The organism is Cupriavidus sp. 8B (assembly GCF_054589115.1).
On record NZ_BAAILO010000408.1, the window covers coordinates 1 to 1,314 of the forward strand.

A 1,314-nucleotide genomic window follows, 5' to 3' on the forward strand; every position below is an offset into this window, starting at 1 on the left:
GCCTCTTTTGAATTTCAAGTGGGTGGTATCGTGGGCGGATTCCAGGTAAAGAAGAACACAAGCGATGCACAGCAAACTGTTTGAAGCAGCCCTTGGCATAAGCGACCCGTGGTTCGTGCGGGAAGTCGATTTCAATGCGGAAGCCAAGACGTTGACGATCCAGATTGACTTTGTCGCTGGCAGCCGCTTTTCCCACCCGGAGGTCGCCGGTGGGCACCCGGTTCACGACACGGTGACCAAACGCTATCGGCACCTGAACTTCTTCGAGCACGACTGCTATCTGGAAGTCCGCACGCCACGTGTGAAGCTTCCCGACGGCCGCGTGGCATTGGTCGAGCCGGACTGGGCTGGCAAGCTCTCTGGCTTCACGTTGCTGTTTGAAGCCATGGTGGTGGCGCTTGCGCAGCAGATGCCGTTTTCTGCTGTAGCCAGAACGGTGGGTGAGTCGTGGCATCGCGTGTACGCCATCTGCGAGCGCTATGTCGACCTCGCGCTGGCCGAGCTCGATCTGTCTGGCATCACCGCTGCCGCCGTTGACGAAACGTCCTACAGGCGTGGTCACAACTACCTGACGCTTGTCGCTGATGCCGACGCGCGTAAGGTCGTGTTTGTGACAGAGGGCAAGGATGCGGCCACGGTCGGCCAGTTCGCTGAACATCTGCGCGAACACAACGCTGCGCCTGAGCAGATCGGGGTGGTTAGTATCGACATGTCGCCAGCCTTCATCAAGGGCGTCAGCGAGCATTTGCCCAACGCGCGCATCACCTTCGACAAGTTCCATGTCGTGGCTCACGCTTCGGCAGCCGTGGACAAGACCCGGCGTCTCGAACAGAAGACCGATCCAAGCCTCAAAGGCATGCGCTGGACGCTGCTCAAAGATCGCGACGGCTTGCCAGCCGCACAGCGTGCCGATCTCGACGCGTTGATCGCCAACGTCACGACCAAACGCACTGCCCGTGCCTGGCTGTATCGCGAGCAGTTGCGCGACATCCTCGAGCGCAAGCAGATCAATGTCGTTTCCGCAATGCTCGAGCAGTGGTGCACGAACGTCATGCGATCCAAGGTCGAGCCAATGAAGGAGGTCGCGCGCATGATCCGCAAGCATTTTGACGGCATCGTTGCATGGACCCAAACGCGCCAGACCAATGGCTTCCTGGAGGCCCTCAACGGCCTGTTCCAAGCCGCCAAGCGCAAGGCCCGCGGTTATGTGAGCTTCAACACCATGCGCACCGTGATCTTCCTGATCGCCGGAAAGCTCGACTTCTCCGCGATCAACCCGCATGCCGCATAACCCACTCATTTTTCAAAAGAGCC

The 1,314-nt window shown here is 59.4% G+C and carries 1 protein-coding gene; it reads left to right on the forward strand.

Annotated elements, in window-relative coordinates:
- The first annotated feature begins 64 nt into the window (after window positions 1-64).
- Window positions 65-1,291 carry an ISL3 family transposase gene (locus ACYP5B_RS38395; protein WP_459573065.1) on the forward strand — a complete coding sequence of 409 codons (1,227 nt, stop codon included), beginning with the start codon at window positions 65-67 and terminating at the stop codon, window positions 1,289-1,291.
- Window positions 1,292-1,314 lie beyond the last annotated feature (23 nt).